3 protein-coding genes and 1 pseudogene are annotated in these 4,054 nt (G+C 73.2%); 2 read left to right on the plus strand and 2 right to left on the minus strand.

Translation table 11 applies throughout. The features are described 5' to 3' along the window. Nucleotides 1–363 (minus strand): annotated as a pseudogene (locus tag B9S61_RS42025) (peptidoglycan-binding protein); the annotation flags it as partial. 159 nt (nucleotides 364–522) lie between these two features. Between B9S61_RS42025 and B9S61_RS02975 the strand changes: the two are divergent. Further along, the gene (locus B9S61_RS02975) at nucleotides 523–2,613 is read left to right on the plus strand and encodes an MFS transporter (protein ID WP_103540783.1); all 2,091 of its coding nucleotides are present in this window, start codon (nucleotides 523–525) and stop codon (nucleotides 2,611–2,613) included. A 17-nt stretch (nucleotides 2,614–2,630) separates the two neighbouring features. On the opposite strand, the gene B9S61_RS02980 is transcribed toward B9S61_RS02975, so the two are convergent. Next, nucleotides 2,631–3,122, minus strand: a complete 492-nt coding sequence (locus B9S61_RS02980) for a GNAT family N-acetyltransferase (RefSeq protein ID WP_103540781.1) — start codon at nucleotides 3,120–3,122, stop codon at nucleotides 2,631–2,633. 178 nt (nucleotides 3,123–3,300) lie between these two features. On the opposite strand from B9S61_RS02980, the gene B9S61_RS02985 reads away from it, so the two are divergent. Continuing rightward, nucleotides 3,301–3,990, plus strand: a complete 690-nt coding sequence (locus tag B9S61_RS02985; RefSeq protein ID WP_103540782.1) for a hypothetical protein — start codon at nucleotides 3,301–3,303, stop codon at nucleotides 3,988–3,990. Nucleotides 3,991–4,054: the final 64 nt, after the last annotated feature.

Genomic DNA, 4,054 nt, shown 5'->3' on the forward strand with positions numbered 1-4,054 from the left:
GACGGCGCGCAACCGCATCGTCCCGTCGGGCACCCCCGGGCCGCCCGACGGGGCACCCGGAGAGCTTCCGGACGACGTGCCGGGCGGGGCACCCGGCCCCTCCGCGGACGGGCCGGTGTCCGGGGGCAGGGCCGCGTCCGGCCGCTCCCCTTCCCCGTCCGGCGTACTCCGTCCGCTCTTCCCGTCGAGTTCGACATACGGCCGGATGCGCAGCGGGTCGAAGTCCTCCGCCGCCGCGGCCTCCGCCGTACGGGCGTCGCGGAGGGCGTCGGACGCACGCAGCGTGCAGGCGCAGGAGGGCGTGTTGTCCCTGTGCCTGGGCGCACCGCACTCCGGGCACGGGTTTCCGTTCGGCTGTTCCACGTGTGGTCCCTCCCCTCGCGAACTCCAGAGATTATGCAGATCTTCTTCACAGGCCGTTCCGCGCGCCCCCGGAATGCGACCTTCCGGCAGGACTCAACAGGCCATAACAGGTCAGACCGATCACGATGGACGGTGGAACGAGAACCTGTGGAGGTCTTCATGGCCGGCGACGCGCACGGTACGGCGCCGAAGGCGAGCGACGCGCAGCCCGCACCCCGCGCCGGACCGCCGGCCTCCGGCGGCGGCGCCCCTGAACACGTGTCCGGCAACGTCCTCTTCTCGATCGGCGCGCTGCTGCTCGGTCTGCTGCTCGCCGCCCTCGACCAGACCATCGTGTCCACCGCCCTGCCCACCATCGTCAGCGACCTGGGCGGCCTGGAACACCTCTCCTGGGTGGTCACCGCGTACCTGCTGGCCTCCACCGCCGCGACGCCCCTGTGGGGGAAGCTCGGCGACCAGTACGGACGCAAGCGCCTCTTCCAGCTCGCCATCGTGATCTTCCTGGTGGGGTCCGCCCTGTGCGGCGCCGCGCAGGACATGCCGCAGCTGATCGGGTTCCGCGCGCTCCAGGGGCTGGGCGGCGGCGGGCTGATCGTGCTGTCGATGGCGATCGTCGGCGACCTCGTGCCGCCCCGCGAACGTGGCCGCTACCAGGGCCTGTTCGGGGCCGTGTTCGGCACGACCAGCGTGCTCGGGCCGCTGCTCGGCGGACTGTTCACCCAGCACTGGAGCTGGCGCTGGGTGTTCTACATCAACGTGCCCGTCGGCATCGTCGCGCTCGCCGTGATCGCGGCGGTGCTGCACATCCCGCGCAGGTCGGCCAAGCACGTCATCGACTACCTCGGCACCTTCCTCATCGCGTCCGTCGCCACCTGCCTGGTGCTGGTCGCCTCCCTCGGCGGCACCACCTGGGCCTGGAGTTCGCCGCGGATCATCGGGCTCACGGTGCTCGGCGCCGTCCTCATCGTCGCCTTCGTGGCCGTGGAACGCCGGGCCGCCGAGCCCGTACTGCCGCTGAAGCTGTTCGGCGTGCGCACCTTCACGCTCGCCGCCGTGATCAGCTTCATCGTCGGCTTCGCCATGTTCGGCGCGCTGACGTACCTGCCGACCTTCCTCCAGGTGGTGCACGGCATCACCCCCACCATGTCCGGCGTGCACATGCTGCCGATGGTGGCCGGCATGCTGCTGGCCTCCACCGGCTCCGGACAGATCGTCAGCCGCACCGGCCGCTGGAAGGTGTTCCCGATCATGGGCACCGGCATCACCGCCGTCGGACTGCTGCTGCTCCACCAGCTCGACGCGCACAGCTCCACCGGGGTGATGAGCGCCTCCTTCTTCGTCTTCGGCCTCGGACTCGGCCTGGTGATGCAGGTCCTCGTGCTCATCGTGCAGAACGCCGTCTCCTACGAGGATCTCGGCGTCGCCACCTCCGGCGCGACCTTCTTCCGCTCCATCGGCGCCTCGTTCGGCGTCGCCATCTTCGGCGCGATCTTCGCGGGCCGCCTCGGCGACGAACTCACGGCCGCCTTCCGGGACGCGCCGCTCCCGCCCGGCGTCTCCCCCGGGACACTGGAGGCCGACCCGCGCGGCATCGCCGCCCTGCCGCCCCCGCTGCGCCCTCCGGCCCTCGACGCCTACTCCACCGCCATCACCGACGTCTTCCTGTACGCCGTGCCCGTCGCCCTCGTCGGCTTCGTACTGGCGTGGTTCCTCAAGGAGGACCGGCTGCGCGCCTCGGTCACCGCCCCCGACGTGACCGAGACCCTTGCCAGCAACCCCGTGGAGCGGTCCTCGTACGACGAGGTGTGCCGCGCGCTGTCGGTGCTCGGCACCCGCGAGGGGCGGCGCGAGATCTACCGGAAGATCACCGATCGCGCGGGCTACGACCTGCTGCCCGCGGCGAGCTGGCTGCTGCTGCGGATGAGAAGGCACGGCTCGGTGGAACCGGCCCTGCTCGCCGAGCGCAACCCGGTCCCGCTGAGCGTCGTCCTGGAGGCCACCCGCCAGGTCGAGATCCGGCACCTCGCCGTGCGCCGGGGCGTCGACATGGTGCTGACCGACGAGGGCCGCGAGGTGAGCGAGCGCCTCGCGCGGGCCCGTGAGGAGTCGCTGGCCGAGCTGCTCGGCGACTGGTGGGGCCCGGACCGCCCCACCGATCTGGTGCGACTGGTCCACGAGCTGAACGACGAACTGTGCGGCTCCAGCGGCGAACGCCCGCAGGAGGAGCGGGCGGTGGCCCCGGCCCACTGAGGCGGTGCCTCCCCGTCTCAGCCGAGCCGCTTGGCGAACCAGTGCTCGGCGTACGGCGCCGCGTTGTGCGGCCCGGTCTCCGTGTATCCCAGCCGGGCGTACAGCGCCCGCGCCTCCACGAGGTCACCGCGTGTGTCGAGGACCATCCGGGTCGCGCCCGCCGCACGGGCCGCGTCCTCGGCCGCCCGCACCAGCGGCCCCGCACCGCCCCTGCCCCGCATCCCCTCGTACAGGAACACCCGGGTCAGCTCGGCGGTCGTGCCGTCCAGCAGGCGGTAGCCCGCGCATCCGGCCGGCTCACCCGCGTACCGCGCGACCAGCAGCCCCCCGCGCGGCGCCGCCAGGCCGCCCTCCGCCCCGGCGGCGATCTCCCGCTCCAGCTCCTCCGGCGCGGTCCGGCGCCCCTCGTGCAGCAGGTACCAGCGATCGCTGACCTCCGTGTAGTACGCCCGCCAGAGCGCGGCGGCGGCGGGCGAGCCGTACGGTTCGGGGGCTACGGTCCAGGTCATCCCCGCATTCTGGACGGCCCGTACGGGGGGCCCGCAAGCGAATACCGTCGGCTCGCGGAACCGGCGCGGGGGCGCGGTGTCTGCGCCGTGCAGTTTGTGTGCCGGGCATCGGGCAACCCGGAAGGGACGAACCGGCTCGCGAGGAGTGCCGGTTGGGCCGAGAACCCGGAAGGCATTCATGTCCACTGGCCTGATCATTGCGTTGATCGTGATTGTCGCGGTCGTTGTCGCCGTCGCGGCCGTGCTGACCCTGCGTACCCGTGGCCCGAGGCACGGCACGAGCCTGAAGCGCCGCTTCGGGCCCGAGTACGACCGTGCCGTCGCCCGCCACGACGGCGACACCAGGGCCGCCGAGCGGGAACTCGCCGAGCGCGTGGAGCGCCACGGCGACCTGCGCGAACGGCCGTTGGAGTCCGCAGAGCGCGAGCGGTACGAGGCGCGCTGGACGGCCGCCCAGGAGCGGTTCGTCGAGTCCCCGCGCGACGCCGTCGCCGAGGCGGACCGGCTGATCGCCGAACTCGCCGGCGGCCGCGGCTTCCCCGCCGACGGACACTACGAGGACCAGCTCTCCGCGCTGTCCGTGCACCACGCCCACCACGTCGAGGGCTACCGGCGGGTGCACCGCGTGGCCCAGGCGCGCGCGAACGGCGCGCAGGACGGCGGCGCGGGCACCGAGGAGATGCGCGAGGCCATGGTCGGGGCCCGTGCCCTGTTCCAGGAGCTGATCCGCCCGTCCCGGCGTGACGGCGGACGTCACCGCCCCGACAGCGGCCGCCACGGCGCCGACGGCGACCGCACGTCCCCGGCCGCCTCGCGCGGCCACCGCACGCCGTCCCTGCTGCACCGCCGCCAGGCGAAGGAGAGCTGAACGACATGACCGACGTGACCCGACGCCCCGGTGGCACCCCGCTGACCGAGGGCACCCCCCGCAC

The organism is Streptomyces sp. SM1, assembly GCF_002910825.1.
Classification (GTDB): domain Bacteria; phylum Actinomycetota; class Actinomycetes; order Streptomycetales; family Streptomycetaceae; genus Streptomyces; species Streptomyces okerensis.

Excerpts from the sequence above, each read along its gene's own strand:
- B9S61_RS02975 (WP_103540783.1), top strand. The coding sequence starts at position 523 with ATGGCCGGCGACGCGCACGGTACGGCGCCGAAGGCGAGCGACGCGCAG.
- B9S61_RS02980 (WP_103540781.1), bottom strand. The coding sequence starts at position 3,122 with ATGACCTGGACCGTAGCCCCCGAACCGTACGGCTCGCCCGCCGCCGCC.
- B9S61_RS02985 (WP_103540782.1), top strand. The coding sequence starts at position 3,301 with ATGTCCACTGGCCTGATCATTGCGTTGATCGTGATTGTCGCGGTCGTT.